A 20,898-nucleotide genomic window follows, 5' to 3' on the forward strand; every position below is an offset into this window, starting at 1 on the left:
TTTCGGTTGCAAACCGTCAAAAGGTAGCTGCGGATTCCTTGTGGTGTTCGACGACGGCGGCGGTTGCCTCCGCAATGGCCTCCTCTTCGTCGGTGGGCACCACGAGGACGGAAATGGCAGAGTCGGGCGTACTGATCCGCCGGGCCTGCTTGCCGGGTGCCAGATTGGCTTCGGGGTCGAGCCGGATGCCGAGGGGGCCCAGCTGGTCCACCACCAGCCGGCGGAAATGCCAGCCGTTTTCGCCGATCCCGGCAGTGAAAACCACCGCCTGCGCGCCGCCCACGGCCACGTGGTAGGCGCCGATGTACTTGGCCAGCCGGTAGGCGGCCACGGTCAGGGCCAGCCGAGCCTGCTCATTGCCGTTGTCGGCCGCTTCCTCGATTCCGCGCATGTCCGACTCGCCGGCCAGGGCCCGCAGCCCGGATTCCCGGTTGAGCAGGTTGTCCAGGGTGTCGGCGTCGTACCCCTGCCGGGCCAGGAAAACGAGGATCGACGGGTCAACGTCTCCGCTGCGGGTGCCCATCACCAGGCCCTCCAAGGGAGTGAATCCCATGGAGGTGTCGATGCTCCTGCCGTCCTTGATGGCCGCCACCGAGGCACCGTTGCCCAGATGGGCGATCACGCCGTCGAACTTTGACGGCTCGATGCCCAGGAAGCGTGCAGCCGCCGGTGCGACGTAGGCGTAGCTGGTGCCGTGGAAGCCGTAGCGGCGGATGCCGTGACGCCGGTACAGGCTGTCGGGCAGTGCGTAGCGCCACGCGTGTTCGGGCAGGGTGCGGTGGAAAGCGGTGTCGAAGACGGCCACCTGCGGCATCTTCGGCCATTTTTCATGGACGGCGCGGATGCCCATGGCGCTCGCGGGGTTGTGCAACGGGGCCAGCGGGCTGAGCCGTTCAATCGAGCGGACAATCTCGTTGTTGACCAATACGGGTTCGCTGAAGCGTTCCCCGCCGTGCACCACCCGATGCCCCACGGCGTCGATTGTGCGTCCGTCCAGCTCATCGCGGAGCCGGCTGCTGAGTTCTTCCAGCGCGGACGCGTGGTCCGGAACCACGTCGCCGATCCGGTCGATGATCCCCTTGGCCAGCAGTTCCTGGGTATCGGTCTCCCGGACCTGATACTTCAGCGAAGAGGATCCGGAATTGATGACAAGAACCAGCATTTAATCCTCCTGTGCCTGCACTGCGGTGATGGCCACGGTGTTCACGATGTCCTCGACGGTGCAGCCGCGGCTGAGGTCGTTGACTGGTTTGCGCAGGCCCTGCAGGATCGGGCCCACGGCCACGGCTCCGGCGGACTGCTGCACGGCCTTGTAGGTGTTATTTCCGGTATTCAGGTCGGGGAAGATGAATACCGTGGCCTGTCCCGCCACTGAGGACCCGGGTGCCTTGGAGGCCGCTACGGAGGCATCGACGGCGGCGTCGTACTGGATGGGTCCTTCCACCGGGAGATCCGGGCGGGCCCGGCGGACCAGCTCGGTGGCCTGCCGGACGCGTTCCACCGAGCCGCCCTTTCCGGAGGAGCCGGTGGCGTAGGAGAGCATGGCGACCCGCGGGGTGACACCGAACTGCTCGGCGGTGGCGGCGGAGGCGAGGGCGATGTCCGCCAGCTGCTCGGCGTCCGGGTCCGGATTCACGGCACAGTCGCCGTACACCAGGACGCGGTCCTCCAGCAGCATCAGGAACACCGAGGAGACGATCTTGACTCCCTCCCGGGTCCGGATGAACTCCAGTGCTGGCCGGATGGTGTTGGCGGTGGTGTGGGCCGCGCCGGAGACCATGCCGTCCACCCTGCCCAGCTGAACCATCATGGTGCCGAAATATGCCCCGTGGAGCATACGTTCGTTGGCGTCTTCCAGGGATACGCCCTTGTGCTTGCGCAGAGTGGCGTATTCCCGGGCGAATTCCTCCCGCAGGGCACTGGTGGCCGGGTTGATGAGGTTGATGTTGGACAGGTCAATACCCTCGCTTGCTGCCAGTTCACGGATCTGGCCCTCCGGACCCAGCACCGTCAGTGCACATACGTCCCGCCGGCTGAGGATCTCTGCGGCCTGCAGCACCCGCAGGTCCAGTCCTTCCGGCAGCACGATCCGCTGCCGGCTGGTGCGGGCCCGCACGATCAGCTCGTTGAGGAACCGCAGCGGTGTGGTGGTGGCAGGACGGGGGAGCGCCAGGCGTTCCAGCAACTCGGCCTCATCCACATGCCGGGACCAGGTGCCCAGGGCAGCGGCAACCTTCCGCCGGTTGCCGCTGGAGATCTCGCCCCGGACCCTGCTGACCCTGCGCGCAGTGATATAGGTGTCCGTCTCAACTTCGAAGACGGGAAAGGGTGCCGACGCCAGAAGCCCCAGGATGGCCGGTTCCACATCGATGCCGCCGGTGAGGATCATGCCGCTGGCCACGGGAAAGTCCGAGGAGAAGGAGGATGCCAGGGTGGCGACCATAACGTCGGCGCGGTCGGCCGGGACAATCACCAGGGTCCCGTCCGAAAGCTGGGGGATGAAGTTCCCCACGGTCATGGCGGCAACCTTGACTGCGGAAACGTCGCGTTCAAGGTTGGCGCTGCCGGCCACTTGGCGGGCCCGCAGTGCCGTCTGCACTTCGGCGATCGACGGCTGGGAGATTTCACTCTGCTCGGGAATGACGTAGACCGGCCGGCCGCTCTGTCCGGGCCGGATAGCGGCGGTGATGGCCTCGACGTCGGACGGTGCTGCCCGGTTGACCATCACGGCCAGCAGGTCGCACTTCGCGTCGGCCAATTGGCGGCGGGCCACATCGACGGCGTCGGCCGTCTCCGCCGCAGTGGTTTCCTGGGCGTTGACGACGGCGAGCACGACAGTGCCCAGGTCATTGGCCAGCCGGGCATTGAGATCGAACTCCAGGGCGACGTCGTGCCCGGAGAGATCGGTGCCTTCGACAATGACGACGTCGCAGTTTGCGGCGATTTCGCTGTAGACGGCCAGGCAGCGGGCATCAACCTCGCCGCGCTCCCCGGCAACCAGCAATGCACGCAGCTGAGTCCGGGTCAGGCCGCCGCGGCAGGTGGCCGGACCCAGGTTGAAGCGGCGCTGCATCAGCTCCACCATGGGATCCTGTGCCGGGTTGTCGCCCTCGACAATCGGCCTGAAGAAGCCCACCCGGTCTGCGTGCCGGCCGAGCATGTCCGCCAGCCCCAGGCTGATCAAGGACTTGCCGGATCCGGGCGTCATGGCGCTTACATAGATTCCACGGGCCATAGCTGCTTGTCCGTTCGTTGCCGGGATAAAACCTGGGTTAGCCGCCCCTGACAAGCGAGTGGCGTACGTCATATCCATCCTCGCAAAAGGCAGCGGCACTTGCCAGCCAGCGCCCCGGCGCCCGTTCCGCAGCCGCTGCTTTTTGAAATCCTTTGTCTCAGCATGTGAGACTAAAATAAGAGCCGCACGGCGCCCGGACTACGATTGATCGGTTAGATTTCCCTCAGATAAGGCGAGGATCCACGTGAGTCTCTTCCGTACAAAACCCATCGAGAGTTCCCTTGCGGATGCCGACGAGCCCGGCCGTCGGCTAAAGCGCTCACTCACCACCTGGGACCTCATGATCATGGGCGTCGCGGTGGCCGTAGGCGCCGGCATCTTCTCGGTAGGCGCCCGGGCTGCGGCGCAGTTCTCCGGCCCGGCCGTAACCCTTTCGTTCGTGCTGGCGGCGATCACCTGCGCGCTCGCCATCATGTGTTACGCGGAGTTCGCCACGGCCATCCCGGTGGCAGGCTCCGCCTACGTGTTCACCTACGCCACGATGGGTGAGTTGGTGGCCTGGATCATCGGCTGGAACCTCATCCTGGAGCTGTTCACCGCAGCGGCAGTGATCGCGAAGTACTGGGGCATCTACCTCAGCGAGGTCTTTGCACTGATCGGCTGGGACATTCCCGCAACGCTGGACCTGGGCGTGCTTTCGCTGACGTGGGGACCGTTCCTGATCGTCGCAATCTTTACCTTCCTCCTGGTCATGGGTACCAAGCTTTCCGCCCAGGTGAGCAACGTTTTCACCATCATCAAGGTGGGCGTGGTGCTCTTCGTGATCGTCGCCGGTTTCTTCTACGTCAAGGCCGAGAACTACACGCCGTTTATTCCGGATCCGGTCGCCACCGCCACTGATGGAAGCTCGGGGGTCCTGCAGCAGTCCCTGTTCTCCTTCCTCACCGGTGCCGCCCCCGCGCAGTACGGATTGTTCGGTGTCTTTGCCGGTGCCGCCATCGTTTTCTTCGCTTTCATCGGATTCGATGTCGTGGCCACCTCTGCCGAAGAGGTCAAGGATCCGGGCAAGACCCTTCCGCGGGGCATCTTCGCCGGCCTGGCCGTGGTCACGCTGCTTTACATCGGCGTCTCCCTGGCCCTGACCGGCATGGTCCCCTACACCGACCTGGCCGCAGCCGAAGACCCCAACCTCGCAACGGCCTTTGCCCTCGTGGGAAACACCGGTGCGGCATCGGTCATAGCCGTCGGATCCCTGATTGGCCTGACCACGGTGATCATGGTGCTGCTGATGGGCCTTGCCCGCGTGGTGCTGGCGATGTCCCGGGACGGCCTGCTGCCCCGCTCGCTCTCCCGGACCAGCGACAAGCACTCCACACCGGCCCGGCTGCAGATCATCCTCGGCGCCCTGGTCGCCGTGGTGGCAGGGTTCACGCGGGTGGACGTACTCGAGGAAATGATCAACATCGGCACGCTCTCCGCGTTCGTGGTGGTCAGCCTGGGCATCCTGGTGCTGCGGAAGAAGCGTCCGGACCTGCGCCCGGCCTTCCGGGTGCCCTTCGGCCCGGTGATCCCCGTCCTTTCCGCGGTGCTGTGCCTGTACCTGATGACCAACCTGGCGGTTGAGACCTGGATCTACTTCGCGGGCTGGCTGGTCATCGGCTTCCTGCTGTACTTCGCCTACGGGCAGCGGCATTCGCGTCTCAACGAGAAGTTCCATGACGTGGCCGCCGCCGGTGCAAGCCGGGACACGGCAGTCTGAGCCCTGCGGGCCGAACGGTCCGCCGGGAAACCTCCAAACCCGCGTAGGCCGCTCCGGCGGCCTGCGCGGGTTTTTTGGTGCCTGCAGTGGCACACTGGGCAGATGCTTGTAGCCTTTTCCGTCGCTCCGTCCGGTACCGGACCGCAGACCCCAGCCGCCGGTCCTTCGGCCTCGGTGCACGACGCCGTGGCCGCCGCCGTTCGAATCGTCCGGGAATCCGGCCTGCCGAATTCCACGGACGCCATGTTCACCACCCTTGAGGGCGAATGGGACGAAGTCATGGATGTCATCCGCCGGGCCACGGAAGCGGTTGGCCAGTACGGCAGCCGGGTGTCGCTGGTGCTCAAGGCGGATATCCGGCCGGGGCACACCGGTGAATTGACCGGCAAGGTGGAACGGCTGGAAAAGGCGCTCGGCGACCTGGACGAGTACAGCGGGCACGCCTAGGCACGCAGCGGCCGGACGCACCGGCGGAACGGGAGCAGGGGATGTCGCAGTGGGAGCAGGTCGAGGAGTACCTCAGCAGCCGCGTGGTGCGGCCGGATGACCAGCTGAAGGCCATCGTTGCTGCGACCGGGGCCGCGGGGCTGCCGACAATCGAGGTAACCGCCGCGCAGGGGAAGTTCCTGATGCTGCTGGCCCGCATCTCGGGGGCCCGGCGGATCCTGGAGATCGGCACCCTGGGCGGGTTCAGCACGGCCTGGCTCGCCCGGGCGCTGCCCGACGACGGCGAGCTCATCACGTGTGAATACGAACCCCGCCATGCGGAGGTGGCCCGCGCCAATCTGGCTGCGGCCGGGCTTATGGACCGCGTGACCATTCAGGTGGGTGCAGCCCTGGACACCCTGCCGGATCTGGCCGAGGCGGAGCCGTTCGACCTGTTTTTCATTGACGCGGACAAGGTCAACAACCCCGCCTACCTGGAGTGGGCGGTGAAACTGTCCCGGCCGGGGAGCGTGATTGTGCTGGACAACGTGGTGCGCGGCGGCACTGTCCTGGACCCCAGGGGCGACGAAGCGGTGCAGGGCACCCGCGCTGCCGTGGACATCCTGGGCTCGCATCCGCGGCTGGACGCCACGGCCCTCCAGACAGTGGGGAGCAAGGGGTGGGACGGGTTTGCGCTGGCGGTGGTGCTGTGACGCTCCCCGGTCAGGGACGCAGCCGGTGCCGACTTAAGCTGGAGATATGAGCTTTAGTATCCGGCGCGCCCTCCCCGGCGACGCCGAGGACTTCGTGTCCGTCCATCTGCAGTCCTGGCGGGAGAGTTACGCCCATGTACTGGGGGATGAGGTGTTCCGGCGCCGGGAAGCGGACCGCAGCGCCGCCGTCGAACACCGGCGGGCAGCCCTGACCGAACAGGCAATGGAGCCGGCCATTCGAAACTGGCTGGCCCACTCGGAAGACGGCCGGCTCCTTGGTTTCGCGTCCGCCGGTCCCGCACGGGACAGCGACTCGGACGTTCCGCTGGAACTTTGGTCCATCTACATCCTCGCCGAAGCGTACGGAAAGGGTGTTGGGCAGGCCTTGCTGGAGCAGGCCGTGGACAAGGAACCCGCTTACGTCTGGGTGCTAGAGGACAATGCGCGTGCCCAGGCGTTTTACCGGCGCAACGGCTTCGTGGCAGACGGAACGTCAAAGGACCTGCCGCAGGTCTGGGCCGGCACCGGCATGGTGGAAATCCGGATGGTGAGGCACTGATGGGGCGCAAGCGCCCCGGCAAGGATCCGGTGGACGCCGTGGCCGGCACCGGCCCGGTCGCCGGCACCTATCCGATCGACACGGGAACGTGTGAGCTGGTTCCGGACTCCTTCAGCTCCGACGGCTGGATCCTGATGGTGAACGGAGTGCACAGTTCGCATATCGACCTTGCCGACCCGCGGCATCTGGACTTCGAATACATGCGCTGGATCGTTGCCCTGGTGGAATCCCGCTGGCGTCCGGACGCCTCGCTGCGTGCCCTGCACCTGGGAGCGGCGGCGTGTTCGCTGGCCCGGTACCTGGCCGCCGTCTATCCCGGTGCCCGGCAGGTTGCCGTGGAACTGGACGGCAGGCTGGCGGAGCTGGTCCGCGGGTGGTTTGACCTGCCCCGGGCACCCCTGCTTCGGCTGCGGGTGGGGGAGGCGCGTGCAGTCACCGAGACCCTGCACGAGGACAGCCGCGACCTGGTGATCCGCGATGTCTTTGCCGGCGCCAAGACACCGGTGCCGCTGACGACGGCGGAATTCACCGCGCACGTGGCCCGGGTGCTCGCTCCCGGCGGCGTCTACGTGGTGAACTGCGGTGACACCCCGGACCTGCGCGGCGCCCGCGCCGAAGCCGCCACCATCTGTGCGGCGTTTGAGTACACCGCGGCGATAGCCGATCCGGCCATGCTGAAGGGGCGTCGTTACGGCAATATCATCCTGGCCGGCAGCGACACCCCGTTTGCGGAGGATCCGTCCCTGCCCCGCACCCTGCTGGGGGGAGCGGTGCCGGCCCACCTGTGGGATGACGCAAAAGTGCGCAGCTTCGCGGCCGGTTCCCGGCCGCTGCATGACGATCCTGTCCGGGAAGTGCCCGCGGAACAGTCGGTCCCGGCCCCCCGCCGGTAGCGTCCCCGGGGAGTACCTGCCGAAGGTGGCCGCCCGGCAGCTCCGTTGACAATCAGCATGCTTACTTCAGTAGGGTGGTGAGAATGACCGTGGCCTTCGGGCGGCGGTTGGACCAACCACGATGGAGGCTACATGTTCAGCAAGAGCACATCCGAACCCGACCTGCCCGTACCGGGCGCCCCGGCGCCGCAGGCCCCGGAACTGGCCGAACCGACGCAGCCGCGCGAACCGCTGCCGCCCAAGCCGGACCAGGATGGACCGGAGACCGTGACTGCCACAGGTGTGGCCACCGGGGCGCCGAAGGCCTCCACCGCGCAGAGCGGACAATTCCTCACAACTGCCCAGGGTGCGCGGTTGCGGGACACCGATCACTCCCTGAAGGCCGGCCCCCGGGGCCCGGTGCTTCTGCAGGACCACCACCTGCGGGAAAAGATCACCCACTTCGACCACGAGCGCATTCCCGAGCGCGTGGTCCACGCCCGCGGCGCTGCCGCCCACGGCGTGTTTACCGCCAACGGCGCGGCCGAAGGAGTCACGCAGGCCGGTTTCCTGGCCAAGGGCGTGGAAACCCCCGTCTTTGTGCGCTTCTCCACCGTGCTCGGCTCCCGCGGATCTGCGGACACGGTCCGGGACACCCGCGGTTTCAGCACCAAGTTCTACACCGCCGAGGGCAACTATGACCTGGTCGGCAACAACATTCCGGTGTTCTTCATCCAGGATGCGATCAAGTTCCCCGACGTGATCCACGCCGGGAAGCCGCACCCGGACCGGGAAATTCCGCAGGCCCAGAGCGCCCACGACACCTTCTGGGACTTCGTCTCGCTGCACACCGAAGCGCAGCATCACACCATGTGGAACATGTCCGACCGCGGCATCCCGCGGTCCTACCGCACCATGGAGGGCTTCGGCGTCCACACCTTCCGCTTGATCAACGCCAAGGGCGAAACCACCCTGGTGAAGTTCCACTGGAAGCCCCGGCAGGGTGTGCACTCCCTGGTCTGGGAAGAAGCGCAGATCATCAACGGCATGGATCCGGACTTCCACCGGCGCGACCTCGCAGACGCGATTGAAGCCGGCGCGTTCCCGCAGTGGGACCTGGGCATCCAGGTCTTCCCCGACACCGAAGACGAAATGTTCGAGGGCATCGACCTGCTGGACCCGACGAAGCTCGTCCCCGAGGAACTGGCTCCCGTCCAGGTCATCGGCACCATGACGCTCAACGCGAACCCCACGAATTACTTCGCGGAAACCGAACAGGTGGCCTTCCACCCCGGACACCTGGTGCCGGGCATCGACGTCACCAATGACCCGCTGCTGCAGGGCCGGTTGTTCTCCTACATCGATACCCAGCTGACCCGGCTGGGTGGCCCGAACTTCAGCCAGATTCCCATCAACCGCCCGCATGCACCCGTCAACGACATGCTCCGGGACGGGTTCCACCAGAGTGCGGACCATTCCGGCGTGGCGCCGTATAAGCCCAACTCCCTCGACGGCGGCTGCCCCTTTATGGCCGGAGCAGACATGGGTGCCTTCATCGACGTTCCTGTCGAGGTGCCCGCGGCCCGCAAGGTGCGCGAGAATCCGGCGACATTTGATGACCACTACAGCCAGGCGCGGATGTTCTTCCGTTCCCTGACGCCGGTGGAGCAGGACCATGTGGTTCAGGCCTACACGTTTGAACTGGGCAAGTGCTATGAGGAGAACATCCGGCTGCGCCAGCTCCAGTCGCTTGCGAATATCGACAAGCGCCTTGCCGAGGACGTGGCTGCCGGCCTGGGCCTGACCGCCCCGGCTCCCGCCCTCGCCGTTGCCGACACAGCCCCCAGCCCGGCCCTCAGCCAGCTCGGCGGCTCCTGGCCGGTAGCGGGCCGGGTGGTCGGTGTTGTCGCCGATGAAACATCCGACCTGGCCTCGGTTTCCGAGGTCCTGGCAGCTGTCCATGCAGAGGGCATGGTCCCGCTGGTCATTGCACCGCACGGCGGCAAGCTGGGCGCTGAAATCACTGTCCAGCGGACCTACCTGACGGCCCGTTCCACCGAATTCGATGCCGTGGTTGTTGCGGCCTCGGGTGCCGCGGCACCGGATGCGGTGGACAGCTTGGATGCCAAGGCGGGCAATCCCGGCGGGCACCCCTCCCTTGACCCGAGGGTCACCCTGCTCCTGACGGAAGCCTTCCGCCATGCCAAGGCCATCGGGGCCTGGGGGGACGGCGCTTCGGTCCTTGCGGCCGCCGGCATCCCCGCTGAAACACCCGGCGTTGTTGTAGGCGGAGCCGCCGAGGTTGCCTCCGGCGTTACCGCGCTCCTGGCGAACCACCGGGTGTGGGAGCGTTTTCCTGCTGCATAGCTGATGCGGTTGCCGGTGCCGGTGCCGAAACCGGTTAAAACACGAAGGGATCCGCGGCCGCGGATCCCTTCGTGTTTGGCAGTACCGGGTGGAATCGCTCCCTAGATCCCCGCCAGCTCCCTGATGGGGCCGATGCCGAAGAACAGGGCGAATGCCGCTGCCACCACGTACATCAGGGGGTGGACCTCTCGGCCCCGGCCCTGGAAGACGCGGATGACGGTGAAGGAGATGAACCCGGCACCCAGACCGTCAGCAATTGAGTACGTGAACGGCATCAGCGTGAAGGTGAGGAAGGACGGCAGGGCCAGCCCGATGTCGCTCCAGTCGATCTTGCCCACCTGGGAGACCATCAGGTAGCCCACGACCACCAGGGCAGGGGCCACGGCTTCGAACGGCACCAGGTAGATCAGCGGAGTCAGGAACATGGCCACGATGAACAGCAGGCCGGTCACCACGGAGGCGAGCCCGGTGCGCGCACCTTCACCGATGCCGGCGCCGGACTCCACGAAAATCTGGTTGGAGGAAACACCGGCACCGCCGCCGGCCACCGCACCTGCGGCATCCACCAGGAGGACGCGCTCCACGCGCGGGATGTTGCCGTCCTTGTCGATGCTGCCGGCCTCGGTGGCGAGGCCCACCATGGTGCCCATCGCGTCGAAGAAGATGCTGAGCAGGATCACGAAGACCAGCAGCGAGGCGGCAACTCCGCCCAGGGTCTGGAAGGGCCCTACGAGGCTGACATCGCCGATCAGGGAGAGATCCGGAGCAGCCCATTGCGGCATGCTCGGGGTCACCAGCGACCAGCCGGTAGCCACTCCGGCACCCTGGCTGCCCGGTTCGGCCAACCATTCGACAATGACGGCGAAAGCGGTCGAGGCGACGATGCCGATGAGGATTGCGCCCCGGACCTTGCGGGACAGCAGCACAATGGTCAGCAGCAGGCCGAACACGAACACCAGCGTGGGCCACCCCAGCAGCTGGCCGCCGTTGCCCAGGGCCAGCGGAACAGTAGTGCCGGCCTCATCCGGATTGCGCCGGACAAAGCCCGCGTTGACCAGGCCGACCAGCGCTACGAACAGGCCGATGCCGACCACGATCGCGGTTTTCAGGCTGGGCGGAACTGCCCGGAAAACGGCGGTACGGAATCCGGTGAGCACCAGGATCACCATCGCCAGGCCCGCGATGACTACCAGGCCCATCACATCAGGCCAGGTCAATCCGTCATTGGAGGCAACCGTCACGGCTACGAAGGCGTTGACGCCCAATCCCGTGGCGATCGCGAACGGGTGCTTGGCCCAGATGCCCATAATCAGGGTCAGGATGCCTGCCACCAGGGCAGTGCCCGCGGCAATTGCAGGGCCGGGCATGGTGTTGCCCATCGAGTCCTCGCCGCCGAGAATCAGCGGGTTAAGGACCACGATGTAGCTCATGGCGAAAAACGTGGCCAAGCCGCCGCGTATTTCGGCTGATACGGAGGAACCGCGTTTGGTGATTTCGAAGTAACGGTCCAGCTTTGAACCTTGTTTGAGCATGACGCGTCCTCTGAACTGACCAGTGGTGGGGATGGTGAGGGAATCCAGCATTTAGATCTTATCGCGGGCACGCGGCAGTGCCGCGAAGAACTGGCGGTTAGGCTGAAACGGTGACGAACCTTGTGCGCAATTACCTTTCCAAGTCCGGTTTCGCCGCTGTGGCTGCTGCCTTCCTGCTGGCCCTCTGCGCGGGGCTGCTTCTCTCCGCCCCGCCTGCTGCTGCCCACGATGAACTCACGGGCAGCACTCCGGGCAACGGTGCAGTGGTGGACACGGCTCCGGAGTCCGTGGAGCTGACCTTCTCAAACGTTCCGGCGGCCATCGGCTCCGAGGTGCGGGTTTTGGATGAGGAAGGAACGGACTGGGCCCAGGGCCAGGTGCGGATCCTGGACAACACCGCCACCCAGCCGCTCCGCCCCGGAGCGCCCGCCGGAAGCTACACGGTTCAGTGGCGCGTGGTGTCCTCGGATGCCCACCCGATCGAGGGGACATTCGGGTTTACGGTGGCGGGCAGTGGCGGCACCGGAACCGCCACCGCCGCTCCGTCTACTGCTGCGCCCCTGCCGCCCGCAGCGACCCAAAGCCCGGTGCTGAACCAGTCCGCCGATGCCGGATCCCCGTGGACGGTGGTCGTACCGGCAGCGGTGGTGCTTCTCGCCGTGGCAGTGCTGATTGCCCTGGTTGTGCGCCGGCGGCTGCGCGAGGACTAACGCTCACCCCTGGGCAGGGCCTTGCGGGGCAGGTGACCCTGCGTCCGCAATGGCCTCGCCGGCCGCCTTGGCTTGGCGCATGAGCCCGCGGAGGGACGGCAGCAGGTTCTCGCCCACGCCGACGAGGTACACGCCGATTCCCCGCAACGCCTCCACTGCTTCCGGTCCGGCGGTCACGCCCAGCGCCCGGGCCAGCTTCCGCAGGTCCGATCTGGAGCAACTGGTGAGCACCACGTAGTCGGCCAGGAGCAGGTTGCTGCCGGTGCGGATGGCCCATTTGCCGGGGGCAGCCGCCGGCGAGGGAAGCAGGCCGGCGGAAGCAGCCAAGGTCATTTCCTGCGCTGCGGAATCCTCCCGGACGTCCAGCCGGTGGCTGGCAGCATAGGCGTGCAGCACGCGCAGCAGTTCCAACCGTTCCGGGAAGACCTCCGGCTCTGACGCTGCCTCCCTGATGGTGGCAGCAGCCGGCGCCGGTCCGTGGACCACTATCGAGTCCACCCCCTGCCGGCATAGTTCGGTGGCCACCGCCAACCCGCTGAGTCCGCAGCCGATCACCACGGCCTCGGTTAGCTCCGTTGCCGTTTCCTCGTGCGCTGTTTCCTTCTGCCCAGCGGAACCGGTTTGCGCGTTCGGGAAAGAATCCACGCAGTCGTTCCTTCCGACGGTTTTGGAACCTCCCCACAGGCTGCGGTCCTGAGGCGGAACCATATAGGCACTTGCCCGGCTGCGGTAGCGTAGCCCGCTGCCCGGCGCGGTACGCTACTGCCAAGGACAGCCGGAGGATGACGCCGGTTGGGGACCAGAGGGAGCGGCATATGACTGATTCGACCTGGGGCGCAGGGGCCGGTGCCGACGGGCCTGCGGGCATCGTCGTCGGTGTGGATGGATCCGACCAAAGTATCTGCGCATTGTTCTGGGCTGCCCGGGAGGCGCGGCGGCGGGAGTGTCCGCTGCACGTCGTGACGGCGTACACCGTGCCCATTTTCGCCGCTTCCTCCATGGACGCCGGCTACACCACTGTTGATGACGCAATGATCCGCGACGGCGCCCGGCAGGTGCTGGACGAGGCCGTGGAGCGGATCAGCCACTACGGGGTGGAAGTGATCCCGCGGGTGGAGACCGGAGATGCGGCCGCCGTCCTGCTGGAGCTCTCCGAAGACGCGGACCTCATGGTAGTGGGATCACGCGGCCGCGGCGGTTTTGTCGGGCGCCTGCTGGGTTCGGTCTCCAGCGCCCTCCCGGCACACGCGAAGTGCCCCACGGTCGTGGTGCCGCTGCGGACCGCCGGGCGGCTTCCCGACTCGGGAGTGCGGCCGCCGGCCAACTCGCCGGATCCGGACGCCGTGCACCGCGCCGTCGTCGTCGGCGTGGACGGTTCGGAACAGGGCCGTGCCGCATCACTGGTTGCGGCCGAACAGGCGCAGAGCATGGGGCTGCCCCTGCGTATTCTGTGCGCGTTGCCGCCGTTCACCGGCTCGCTGGCCTGGGTGCCTGCCCCGCTGGACATCGAGGCGCTGCATGCGGAGCTGCATGAACAGCTCGACGCCGGCCGGGACTGGCTGCAGAGCCACTTCCCCGGACTGGAAATGACCGTTGAGCTGGTGGACGGGGCCCCGGGCGAGATCCTGATTGAACGCACCGCAAAGGTCGAGCTCCTGGTGCTGGGCACCCGCGGCCGCGGCGGCTTTGCCGGCATGCTGATGGGGTCCACCAGCCAGAGCGTGCTGCACCATGCAAAGGGGCCGCTGATGGTGGTGCCGGACCATGACGATCCCCGGCTGCTGGACCGGCCGAACTTCGGCCCCATGATCGCCGAGTAACCGGCCGCACGCGGTCAGGCGTGCTGCTGGCCTTCGTGTACGGCGTGGCTGGCCGGCTCCAGCTGGAAGGTGCAGTGCTCGGTGTCGAAGTGGCTGCTCAGGCATCTGGTCAGCCGGTCCAGGATGGTGTCCAGGCCGTCCGGAGTGAGGTGTTCCTCCTCCAGCACCACGTGTGCGGAGAACACCGGAACCCCGGAGGTGATGGTCCAGATGTGGATGTCGTGCGCGTCCGACACCCCGTCCACCGACACAATGTGGTCGCGGATCATGCCCACGTCCACGCCCTGCGGGGTGGCTTCCAGGAGCACGTCGATCACTTCCCGCAGCAGCGACCAGGCCCGCGGGGCAATCATCAGGGCAATCAGGATGGAGGCCCAGGTATCCGCCTGCTGATAGCCGGTGGTCATGATGACGACGGCGGACACCACCACGGCGGCCGAGCCCAGCAGGTCCCCCAGCACCTCCAGGTAGGCGCCGCGCACATTCAGGGATTCCTTGCGGCCGGCGTGCAGCACCAGCAGGGAAATGAGGTTCGCCAGGCCGCCCACGACGGCGAAGGGCAGCATCAGCCCGGTGTCGACGTCGGTCTCGCTGCCGAGGCGGCGGACCGCCTCGACGAAGATCACTACGGCAATCACAATCAGCAGCACGGCATTGGCCAGGGCGGCCAGTACTTCGGCCCGCTGGTAGCCGTAGGTCCGCCGCGATGTGGCCGGGCGGGCGGCAATCCATGCCGCGAACAACGCAATGGAAACCCCGGCCGCGTCGGAGAGCATGTGGCCGGCGTCGGCAAGCAGGGCCAGGGATCCGGAAAGCAGGGCACCGGCAACCTGGATCAGGACCACCGAGATGGTGATGAGGAAAACGATCAGGAGGCGCCGCCGGTGCTTACCGGTAGCGGTGACTGTGCCCAGCCCGTGGCTGTGCCCGTGATGTTCACTCATGGTTAAAGGCTAGCCCCAGCCCAGTTCGTGCAGCCGTTCGTCGTTGATGCCGAAGTGATGGGCCACCTCGTGGATGACCGTGATGCGGACCTCGTCCACCACTTCCTCCCGGCTGTCGCACATCCGCAGCAAGGGTCCGCGGAACACCACAATCCGGTCCGGCAGGGAACCCGCATCCCACCAGGAATCCCGCTCGGTCAGCGGGGTCCCTTCATAGACCCCCAGCAGTTCCGTGTCCGGATCTTCGTGCGGACCCGGCTCATACTCGTCCTCGATGAAGACCGCCACGTTGTTCATGGCGCGGGACAGGTCCGCCGGAATGGAGTCGAGGGCTGCTTCCACACAGGCGTCGAACTCGTCCGGGTTCATCTCGATTGGCACCCCTCCACTGTAGTGGCGCAGGCCTCACCGGAAGCGTTTTGGATATTCCGGAAATAAGCCCTATAGTTTTAGAGTCCACAACGGAGCGAAACGACTGGTTCACCAGCCGCTTCATTCCATGTGTGTTCTGTTGGCCCCCATCGTCTAGCGGCCTAGGACACCGCCCTTTCACGGCGGCGGCACGGGTTCGAATCCCGTTGGGGGTACTCAGGAGTGGTAAATGAGCCGGTGAGAATCTGGTAGAGTTTACACTCGTGAAATGCAAGGCCCTGTAGCGCAGCTGGTTAGCGCGCCGCCCTGTCACGGCGGAGGTCGCGGGTTCAAGTCCCGTCAGGGTCGCTCAGATTTTCTGAAGCGATTTGGAAGATCTCGGTGATCATCGGTTGATGATGCCAGGCTCTGTAGCTCAGTTGGTAGAGCGTTCGACTGAAAATCGAAAGGTCACCGGATCGACGCCGGTCGGAGCCACCAGCTAAAACCCCGTAGCTGTCTCGCAGGAGACAGGACGGGGTTTTTCTTTTTGCCCCGCGGAGGCGGCCCTCCGGCCCCCCGGCGCGGATCAGCGGCTGCTGCTGCGGCCTGCAAAACGTTCCGCTCCCGGGATACGCTGATCCCATGGATGAGCCCCGGAACATATCAGCGAACGCTCCCGTCACTGCGGCACCAACCGCCCCCGCACCGGCAGGCCCGGCGCACGCCGTAACGGGCACCGGCGATGCCGCCGTGATCGGCGGCCGGAACTCCATCAGCGAGCAGGCGGTGGCCAAGGTTGCCGCAATTGCCGCCCGGGCGGTTCCCGGCGTCTTCACCCTCGGCAACAGTTCGGGGCGGGCGCTCGGTGCGGTGCGCGACGCCGTCGGCGGCTCAAACGCCACCTCCGGTGTGCACGTGGAGGTCGGCGAACGCGAAGTCGCCGTCGATATCAGTTTGACCGCCGTCTACGGCAATGCCCTGATGGTAGTTGCGAACAATGTCCGTGCCGCGGTCTACGGTGCCGTGGAAAAACTCGTGGGCCTTCGCGTGGTGGAGGTTAACGTGGAAATTTCGGACGTGCAGCTTCCCACCGAGCCAACCGGTTCCGCACAGGTCGGCGGCGCGAAAGCGGTATAGGCTTCAAAGCACGTTCCTCGCAGGACGCACCGGGTTATGTGGAGCAGGTATTAAGGCAGGGGAAATGAAACCAACAGTCGTGGGAATGGCAATCGGGGCCGTACTGGCTTTCGCCGCACTGATATTCGATTTTTGGGGCTTTCTGCTGACCGCCCTGTTCATTGCAGTCGGAGCGCTGCTGGGCCGCGCTGCGGAAGGAAAGATCGACTTCCGCAGCGTTTCCGATGCGCTGACCGGCCGCCGCTCCTCTTCGTGAGCGCCGCCGGGATGACCGCGCCGCCGGCGATGGAGACCGGGTCGGTGCTGGCCGGGCATAACCGGATCAGCACCCAGGCGCTGACCAGCACCGCCAAGGCGGCCGCGGCCGAATACTTCGGCGTGCCGGCACAGCAGGTGCGCGTGCAGTGGACCGATGACCGCGGGCTGCTCGCGCTCTCGGTATCCCTGCCCATTGCGCTGCCGCCGCTGCAGGTCCTCACTCCCGCCATGCTGCAGCGCGCCGGCGGGACGGTCTGGGAGCGGGCACACGCCGCCAAACCTGTTTTGCTCCGACGGGTGGCTGACCTTACCGGGTCCCGGCTTTCCCGGGTCGACATCCGCATCACCGGCGCGCTGCCGGTGGAAGGAAGGCGGGTGCAGTGAAGCAGGCGGACCTGGACGTAACCAACAGAATCCTTCGACGGGAAACCCATTCGGCCCGCACCGCCGCGTCGTCCTTTGCGGCCGTCCTTGGCATTCTCTTTTTCGCGTATGTGCTGCTGGAATCGGTGCTCCAGGCGCTGGGCCAGGAGGCGTGGCTGATCGATCCGCCTACCTTCGGGCGGTGGCTGGCGGATCTTCCCGCGGGTACGGACCCGGTGATCCTCGGATTATCCGGTGCACTGATTTTCCTTGCCGGCCTGCTGTTCTTCCTGCCGGCTGTGCTGCCCGGACGCCGCGCCCGCTATGCCCTGCCCAACCCGCGTGCCGCCGTCGTTGTGGACGGCGAAGTCCTGGCCGCATCGCTGGCCCGGTGCGCCCGGATGCGTGCTGACGTCACGCCGCAGCAGGTGCTCGTAACGGTGGGAAGGACACTGGTGGAGGTGCAGATCCGCCCGACGTCGGGCACTCCCGTGGATGCCGAGGCGGTGCGGGGCGCAGTGGAGGACGAGTTGCTGCTGACCAAGCTGGACCCGCAGCCGGCGGTCCGCGTACGGGTTGCCGAAACCGGGGTGATTGGACAGTGAACGCCACACCTCGCGCGCTGAACCGTTTCCTGCTTGGGCTTCTTGGGTTCGTGCTGATGTGCATCGGCGGAGGGCTGGTGCTCATTTCCGTCTGGCCTGCCGCGGCGCAGGTCTGGCACAGGTTTGCAGCCGACGCCGGACAGGCCATCGACTCAGCGCTCTCCGCAACGGCACTGCCCGGGGGCGGCGGCAGCTGGATCTGGGTCGCACTTGCCGTGCTTAGCTTCCTGGGCATCGTGCTGATGGCGGTGTGGATGGCCGGCCAGGGCGGCGGCCGGACGGGAACACTTGTCTCCGAGTACGACGACGACGGCGCCCCCGGCCGGGTCGCGATCAGCGGAACCGTGGCCGAGCAGGCCCTGCGCACCGCTCTGCAGGACAACCCCGATGTTGCCGCCTCCGCCGTCAGCACGTACTCCGTGAAGGGGCGCAGCGCCCTGCGGGTGCGGATTACCCCGCGGCAGGGGGCCGCTCCGCACCTGATTGCCGCCGACGCCACCGCGCTGGTGGAAACCCTGGACACCGTCCTCGGACACCAGACCCCGGTGCTGCTGAGCCTGGAGGCCGGCCGCCGGCTGCGCTTCGGCCGGGAGGACCGGGTCCGCTAGGACTGCCTAGGAGGCCCGGGCCAACTGCCGGATGGGGATCCACCGCGACGCCAGCCGGCGGTACGCGGCGGCAGCGCCGGTCATATCGCCGTCGGCCAGGGACTCGATCCCCAGCCGCACATCGGAGGGGGAGTCGTCCGGGAAGACGAGGTCCGCCACCGGGCCGTAGTCCAGCTCCAGCACGGCGTCCGGATCAAAGACTTCCAGCCAGGCTGTCAGTTCGGCCAGCTCGTCCAGCAGGTCAAGTTCCGGAGCAGCTATGGCTAAGGCTGCCGAGGCTGCACGCGCCCGGTCAATGCACTGCAGCACCGGCGCGGAGAGCCGGACGGTCTGGACATGCCCGTCATCCTCCACCACCTCGGTGTGGTCCTCCTCGTGCAGCAGGACAAACCAGCCGAAGGGCACGCCCCAGGTGGCGGAGCGGGTGTGGAGCTTCGCCAGCGAGTCGGCAAAGGAATCCGGATCCAGCCGCGCCGCGTGGGCCTCGCGGGCCACTTCAGGGACCAGCACGTCCACCAGGGGGCCGCGGATGGACTCGCCCAGGGACTCCGCCGCCAGGGAAGTGCGCACGGCCAGCTGGTTGGGGCAGTACAACCGGTTGGTGACCCCTTCCTGCGCCGGATAATGCAGCACTCGGACCAGGTCCGTGGCGTTGTGCGGGAAGGGGTCCGAGACCACCCGGACCAGCCGGCGGACGGCGTCGGTGCGTTCCAGGACCTCGGTTTCGTGGCGTCCGCGGGCGCGCTGCTCCATGATTGCCAGCTGCTGGCTGTCATCAAAGGCGTCCAGCGGTTCGTAGACGCGGAGGTAGGAGACAAACGGGAAGGTGCGGTACAGCGACTGCTGCGGATGCCGCGCCACGGCTAGTCCAGTTCCACAATCACGGGTGCGTGGTCCGAAGCGCCCTTGCCCTTGCGTTCTTCCCGGTCGATCACGGCACCGGTCACGCGCTTGGCCAGGGCCGGGGAGCCCAGGACGAAGTCGATGCGCATACCCTGGCGCTTGGGGAACCGCAGCTGGGTGTAGTCCCAATAGGTGTAGACGCCGGGGCCGGGATGGAAAGGCCGGACGACGTCGGTGAACCCGGCGTCAAGGAACTCGTTGAAGGCCTGCCGCTCGGGTTCGGTGACGTGCGTGGCATTCTGGGCGCGGAACCAGTCGATGTCCCAGACATCGTCATCTTCCGGGGCAATGTTCCAGTCACCCATCAGGGCCAGTTCCAGGGACGGATCCTTGGTGATCCACTCCGCCGCGTGGTCCTTGAGCGTCTTGAGCCACTGCAGCTTGTAGGGCATGTGCGGATCATCCACGGCGCGGCCGTTGGGTACGTACAGGCTCCACACCCGCACGCCGCCGCAGGTGGCACCTATGGCGCGGGCCTCGGCCACGGTGGTTTCTTCGGTCTTGCCGAACATCGGCTGGTCCGGGAAGGTGCGTTCGACGTCGTCGAGCCCCACGCGGGACGCGATGGCCACACCGTTCCACTGGCTCAGCCCGAAGTGCGCCACCTCGTAACCGTTCTTTTCGAACAGCTCCCAGGGGAAGTTGTCGTCCTTCGCCTTGGTTTCCTGAATGGCAAGGACGTCGACGTCGGAGCGCTGCAGCCAGGCCTCAATGCGGTCGGCTCGGGCGCGGATGGAGTTCACGTTCCAGGTAGCTATCTTCACACTGCTACGTTACCGAATCCCGTCCGGCTCCACACTGCGCCCCGCGCCACACGGGGTAAGCGGGCGGTATGGACGGACCGCCCGCTTAGAAGGGTGCACGCCACGGAAGCTGACGCTATTTCCACCAGGTGTCGGAAACGGTGACCGGTACGGTGCGTTTGTGCCGGGTCATCACAAAGCGTGCCTCGATCTTTTCGGCGTCTTCGGCAGGCGTGTCCCCGCCTTCCAGATAGCCGTCGATGGTGTCGTAGCTCAGGCCCAATTCGGTTTCGTCGGTCTGGCCGGGCTTGTCATCCAGCAGATCCGCGGTGGGCGCCTTGGCGATGAGCGTTTCCGGGGCGCCCAGCTCGGCCAGCAGGGCCCGGTTCTGACGCTTGTCCAGGCCGGAAAGGGGCAGGAGATCCGCGCCGCCGTCGCCGAACTTCGTGAAGAAACCCGTGACGGACTCGGCGGCGTGGTCGGTGCCGATCACCAGCAGGTTGTGCTGGCCGGCCATTGCGTACTGCGCGGTCATGCGTACCCGTGCCTTGATGTTGCCCTTGTTGAAGTCGGTAATTTTCTCGCCGGTCATCTTCACGTATTCGTCTTCGAAGCCGTCCACTGCCGGTCCGACGTTGTAGACCAGGGACTTGGACGGCGCGATGAACTCGAGCGCTGCCTGGGCGTCCGCTTCGTCATGCTGGACCCGATACGGCAGTCGGAGGGCAATGAACTCCGCGTCGGTGCCCTCGGCTTTCAGCTCGTCCACGGCCAGCTGGGCAAGCTTGCCCGCAAGCGTGGAATCCACGCCGCCGCTGATGCCCAGGACGTACCCCTTGGAGTGTGAGGCGTGCAGATAGTCCTTGAGGAAGTCCACCCGGCGGCGGATTTCCGCGGCCGCATCAATGGTGGGCTGAACTCCCAGTTCGGCAATGATTTCCGCTTGTAGTTTCCGCATGGATCACAGCCTATATCCGACGGTCCCGCCGT

Annotated in this window: 22 protein-coding genes and 3 tRNA genes; 16 read left to right on the forward strand and 9 right to left on the reverse strand. The window is 66.4% G+C overall.

What is annotated here, in order from left to right:
* Nucleotides 1-16: 16 nt before the first annotated feature.
* Together N2L00_RS00710 and pta are read right to left on the reverse strand one after the other, a co-directional pair.
* Nucleotides 17-1,162, reverse strand: coding sequence for an acetate/propionate family kinase (locus N2L00_RS00710; protein WP_255765626.1), 1,146 nt, complete (start codon nucleotides 1,160-1,162; stop codon nucleotides 17-19).
* Nucleotides 1,163-3,235 (reverse strand): phosphate acetyltransferase, encoded by a 2,073-nt coding sequence (pta, locus tag N2L00_RS00715; RefSeq protein WP_255765627.1) that lies wholly within the window; start codon nucleotides 3,233-3,235, stop codon nucleotides 1,163-1,165.
* A 244-nt stretch (nucleotides 3,236-3,479) separates the two neighbouring features.
* Here pta and N2L00_RS00720 point away from each other — a divergent pair, with 244 nt between their 5' ends.
* The 6 genes from N2L00_RS00720 to N2L00_RS00745 all read left to right on the forward strand — a co-directional run bounded on the left by N2L00_RS00720 (nucleotide 3,480) and on the right by N2L00_RS00745 (nucleotide 9,931).
* The gene (locus tag N2L00_RS00720; RefSeq protein WP_255862160.1) at nucleotides 3,480-4,994 is read left to right on the forward strand and encodes an amino acid permease; all 1,515 of its coding nucleotides are present in this window, start codon (nucleotides 3,480-3,482) and stop codon (nucleotides 4,992-4,994) included.
* Between the two features lie 102 nt (nucleotides 4,995-5,096).
* On the forward strand, nucleotides 5,097-5,441 hold the full coding sequence (locus N2L00_RS00725; RefSeq protein WP_255765629.1) for a thiamine-binding protein: 345 nt from the start codon (nucleotides 5,097-5,099) through the stop codon (nucleotides 5,439-5,441).
* Nucleotides 5,442-5,482: 41 nt separating this feature from the next.
* Complete coding sequence (locus N2L00_RS00730) at nucleotides 5,483-6,133, forward strand: O-methyltransferase (protein ID WP_255862159.1); 651 nt, start codon at nucleotides 5,483-5,485, stop codon at nucleotides 6,131-6,133.
* A gap of 46 nt (nucleotides 6,134-6,179) precedes the next feature.
* The gene (locus N2L00_RS00735; RefSeq protein ID WP_255862158.1) at nucleotides 6,180-6,692 is read left to right on the forward strand and encodes a GNAT family N-acetyltransferase; all 513 of its coding nucleotides are present in this window, start codon (nucleotides 6,180-6,182) and stop codon (nucleotides 6,690-6,692) included.
* On the forward strand, nucleotides 6,692-7,585 hold the full coding sequence (locus tag N2L00_RS00740) for a spermidine synthase (protein ID WP_255862157.1): 894 nt from the start codon (nucleotides 6,692-6,694) through the stop codon (nucleotides 7,583-7,585). The genes N2L00_RS00735 and N2L00_RS00740 overlap by 1 nt, the downstream gene beginning before the upstream one ends.
* 132 nt (nucleotides 7,586-7,717) lie before the next feature.
* Complete coding sequence (locus N2L00_RS00745) at nucleotides 7,718-9,931, forward strand: catalase (RefSeq protein WP_255862156.1); 2,214 nt, start codon at nucleotides 7,718-7,720, stop codon at nucleotides 9,929-9,931.
* Nucleotides 9,932-10,032: 101 nt separating this feature from the next.
* Here N2L00_RS00745 and N2L00_RS00750 read toward each other — a convergent pair whose 3' ends face one another.
* Complete coding sequence (locus N2L00_RS00750) at nucleotides 10,033-11,463, reverse strand: NCS2 family permease (protein WP_255862155.1); 1,431 nt, start codon at nucleotides 11,461-11,463, stop codon at nucleotides 10,033-10,035.
* Between the two features lie 110 nt (nucleotides 11,464-11,573).
* On the opposite strand from N2L00_RS00750, the gene N2L00_RS00755 reads away from it, so the two are divergent.
* Entirely contained in the window at nucleotides 11,574-12,173 is a 600-nt protein-coding gene (locus N2L00_RS00755; protein ID WP_255862154.1) for a copper resistance CopC family protein, read from the forward strand.
* Between the two features lie 3 nt (nucleotides 12,174-12,176).
* Here the strand turns inward: N2L00_RS00755 and N2L00_RS00760 are convergent, their stop codons facing one another.
* The gene (locus tag N2L00_RS00760; protein ID WP_255765636.1) at nucleotides 12,177-12,818 is read right to left on the reverse strand and encodes an FAD-binding protein; all 642 of its coding nucleotides are present in this window, start codon (nucleotides 12,816-12,818) and stop codon (nucleotides 12,177-12,179) included.
* A 170-nt stretch (nucleotides 12,819-12,988) separates the two neighbouring features.
* Here N2L00_RS00760 and N2L00_RS00765 point away from each other — a divergent pair, with 170 nt between their 5' ends.
* Nucleotides 12,989-13,993 (forward strand): universal stress protein, encoded by a 1,005-nt coding sequence (locus N2L00_RS00765; protein ID WP_255765637.1) that lies wholly within the window; start codon nucleotides 12,989-12,991, stop codon nucleotides 13,991-13,993.
* 14 nt (nucleotides 13,994-14,007) lie between these two features.
* On the opposite strand, the gene N2L00_RS00770 is transcribed toward N2L00_RS00765, so the two are convergent.
* Complete coding sequence (locus N2L00_RS00770) at nucleotides 14,008-14,937, reverse strand: cation diffusion facilitator family transporter (RefSeq protein WP_255765638.1); 930 nt, start codon at nucleotides 14,935-14,937, stop codon at nucleotides 14,008-14,010.
* A 9-nt stretch (nucleotides 14,938-14,946) separates the two neighbouring features.
* A complete protein-coding gene (locus N2L00_RS00775) occupies nucleotides 14,947-15,306 on the reverse strand; it encodes a metallopeptidase family protein (RefSeq protein ID WP_227920973.1) in 360 nt (119 codons plus the stop codon).
* A 145-nt stretch (nucleotides 15,307-15,451) separates the two neighbouring features.
* On the opposite strand from N2L00_RS00775, the gene N2L00_RS00780 reads away from it, so the two are divergent.
* From N2L00_RS00780 to N2L00_RS00815, 8 genes are all read left to right on the forward strand, one after another.
* A tRNA-Glu gene (locus N2L00_RS00780) sits at nucleotides 15,452-15,524 on the forward strand.
* Between the two features lie 59 nt (nucleotides 15,525-15,583).
* Nucleotides 15,584-15,657 (forward strand) — tRNA-Asp (locus tag N2L00_RS00785).
* 56 nt (nucleotides 15,658-15,713) lie between these two features.
* Nucleotides 15,714-15,789, forward strand: a tRNA-Phe gene (locus N2L00_RS00790).
* Between the two features lie 144 nt (nucleotides 15,790-15,933).
* Nucleotides 15,934-16,428: an Asp23/Gls24 family envelope stress response protein gene (locus tag N2L00_RS00795; protein ID WP_255862153.1), complete on the forward strand. Its 495-nt coding sequence runs from the start codon at nucleotides 15,934-15,936 to the stop codon at nucleotides 16,426-16,428.
* A 64-nt stretch (nucleotides 16,429-16,492) separates the two neighbouring features.
* Nucleotides 16,493-16,684, forward strand: a complete 192-nt coding sequence (locus N2L00_RS00800) for a DUF2273 domain-containing protein (RefSeq protein WP_230025100.1) — start codon at nucleotides 16,493-16,495, stop codon at nucleotides 16,682-16,684.
* Nucleotides 16,685-16,695: 11 nt separating this feature from the next.
* Nucleotides 16,696-17,070: a hypothetical protein gene (locus tag N2L00_RS00805; RefSeq protein ID WP_255765753.1), complete on the forward strand. Its 375-nt coding sequence runs from the start codon at nucleotides 16,696-16,698 to the stop codon at nucleotides 17,068-17,070.
* Nucleotides 17,067-17,654, forward strand: coding sequence for a DUF6286 domain-containing protein (locus N2L00_RS00810; RefSeq protein WP_255765640.1), 588 nt, complete (start codon nucleotides 17,067-17,069; stop codon nucleotides 17,652-17,654). Before N2L00_RS00805 ends, N2L00_RS00810 begins: the two co-directional genes overlap by 4 nt.
* A complete protein-coding gene (locus tag N2L00_RS00815; protein WP_255765641.1) occupies nucleotides 17,651-18,262 on the forward strand; it encodes a hypothetical protein in 612 nt (203 codons plus the stop codon). The genes N2L00_RS00810 and N2L00_RS00815 overlap by 4 nt, the downstream gene beginning before the upstream one ends.
* A gap of 6 nt (nucleotides 18,263-18,268) precedes the next feature.
* Here N2L00_RS00815 and N2L00_RS00820 read toward each other — a convergent pair whose 3' ends face one another.
* The 3 genes from N2L00_RS00820 to nadE form a co-directional block, all read right to left on the reverse strand.
* Complete coding sequence (locus tag N2L00_RS00820) at nucleotides 18,269-19,123, reverse strand: hypothetical protein (protein WP_255765642.1); 855 nt, start codon at nucleotides 19,121-19,123, stop codon at nucleotides 18,269-18,271.
* A gap of 2 nt (nucleotides 19,124-19,125) precedes the next feature.
* Nucleotides 19,126-19,929, reverse strand: coding sequence for an exodeoxyribonuclease III (locus tag N2L00_RS00825; RefSeq protein WP_255765643.1), 804 nt, complete (start codon nucleotides 19,927-19,929; stop codon nucleotides 19,126-19,128).
* A gap of 115 nt (nucleotides 19,930-20,044) precedes the next feature.
* The gene (gene nadE / locus N2L00_RS00830; RefSeq protein ID WP_255862152.1) at nucleotides 20,045-20,866 is read right to left on the reverse strand and encodes an ammonia-dependent NAD(+) synthetase; all 822 of its coding nucleotides are present in this window, start codon (nucleotides 20,864-20,866) and stop codon (nucleotides 20,045-20,047) included.
* Nucleotides 20,867-20,898: the final 32 nt, after the last annotated feature.

Origin of the sequence: Arthrobacter sp. zg-Y1171 (assembly GCF_025244845.1) — a bacterium.
In the GTDB taxonomy this organism is placed as follows: domain Bacteria; phylum Actinomycetota; class Actinomycetes; order Actinomycetales; family Micrococcaceae; genus Arthrobacter_B.

Coding starts and splice junctions, on each gene's coding strand:
- N2L00_RS00710 (WP_255765626.1), bottom strand. CDS start 1,162: ATGCTGGTTCTTGTCATCAATTCCGGATCCTCTTCGCTGAAGTATCAG.
- pta (WP_255765627.1), bottom strand. CDS start 3,235: ATGGCCCGTGGAATCTATGTAAGCGCCATGACGCCCGGATCCGGCAAG.
- N2L00_RS00725 (WP_255765629.1), top strand. CDS start 5,097: ATGCTTGTAGCCTTTTCCGTCGCTCCGTCCGGTACCGGACCGCAGACC.
- N2L00_RS00730 (WP_255862159.1), top strand. CDS start 5,483: ATGTCGCAGTGGGAGCAGGTCGAGGAGTACCTCAGCAGCCGCGTGGTG.
- N2L00_RS00735 (WP_255862158.1), top strand. CDS start 6,180: ATGAGCTTTAGTATCCGGCGCGCCCTCCCCGGCGACGCCGAGGACTTC.
- N2L00_RS00740 (WP_255862157.1), top strand. CDS start 6,692: ATGGGGCGCAAGCGCCCCGGCAAGGATCCGGTGGACGCCGTGGCCGGC.
- N2L00_RS00745 (WP_255862156.1), top strand. CDS start 7,718: ATGTTCAGCAAGAGCACATCCGAACCCGACCTGCCCGTACCGGGCGCC.
- N2L00_RS00750 (WP_255862155.1), bottom strand. CDS start 11,463: ATGCTCAAACAAGGTTCAAAGCTGGACCGTTACTTCGAAATCACCAAA.
- N2L00_RS00765 (WP_255765637.1), top strand. CDS start 12,989: ATGACTGATTCGACCTGGGGCGCAGGGGCCGGTGCCGACGGGCCTGCG.
- N2L00_RS00770 (WP_255765638.1), bottom strand. CDS start 14,937: ATGAGTGAACATCACGGGCACAGCCACGGGCTGGGCACAGTCACCGCT.
- N2L00_RS00775 (WP_227920973.1), bottom strand. CDS start 15,306: ATGAACCCGGACGAGTTCGACGCCTGTGTGGAAGCAGCCCTCGACTCC.
- N2L00_RS00795 (WP_255862153.1), top strand. CDS start 15,934: ATGGATGAGCCCCGGAACATATCAGCGAACGCTCCCGTCACTGCGGCA.
- N2L00_RS00800 (WP_230025100.1), top strand. CDS start 16,493: ATGAAACCAACAGTCGTGGGAATGGCAATCGGGGCCGTACTGGCTTTC.
- N2L00_RS00805 (WP_255765753.1), top strand. CDS start 16,696: ATGACCGCGCCGCCGGCGATGGAGACCGGGTCGGTGCTGGCCGGGCAT.
- nadE (WP_255862152.1), bottom strand. CDS start 20,866: ATGCGGAAACTACAAGCGGAAATCATTGCCGAACTGGGAGTTCAGCCC.